The sequence below is a fragment of the Bradyrhizobium sp. SHOUNA76 genome (assembly GCF_023006445.1).
Taxonomy (GTDB): Bacteria; Pseudomonadota; Alphaproteobacteria; order Rhizobiales; family Xanthobacteraceae; genus Bradyrhizobium.
Window position 1 is genome coordinate 1 of record NZ_JALBHA010001174.1, and the last position, 431, is coordinate 431.

Below are 431 nucleotides of genomic sequence, written 5' to 3' on the forward strand. Positions count from 1 at the left end.
GTCCGCGAGCAGGGTCTCGGCCGTGCCCGCGAGTGCCAGACGCTGGTCGATCGCGCGCGTCCCCTTCACCGTCGTGGCGATCACCGAGCCGATCGTCCCGAGCACGACCGCGATGATCGCGAGCGCGACCAGCGCCTCGATCAGGGTGAAGCCGGCGCTATCAGAGCAGCTTCTGCGCAACAATCTCGACGCCTCCGGTCAGCCAGTTGACGCGCACCTCATATCCCATGCCGGGCCGCGCCAAGGCGATCACCCCGCCGCACGACATGCCCGACGGAAAGAAATCGATCGACCGCCCCGCGGCCCGGTCGGCACAGCGTGAGGCCAGCATCGCCTGCACCACCACATCACCAGGCAGGCGTATGGTCCGCCCGGTGACGCCGGAACGGATCGCGCGCGCCTCCGCATCCACCTGGGTCGCCACCCTGGTT

1 protein-coding gene and 1 pseudogene are annotated in these 431 nt (G+C 69.4%); both read right to left on the reverse strand.

The window, feature by feature from the left end; genetic code table 11:
• Positions 1-183 (reverse strand): type II secretion system protein J (locus MOV74_RS40355; protein WP_246933129.1); only part of this gene is annotated, 183 nt, incomplete at its 3' end.
• Positions 161-431 (reverse strand): annotated as a pseudogene (locus MOV74_RS40360) (type II secretion system protein GspH); the annotation flags it as partial. The gene MOV74_RS40355 and the pseudogene MOV74_RS40360, both read right to left, overlap by 23 nt.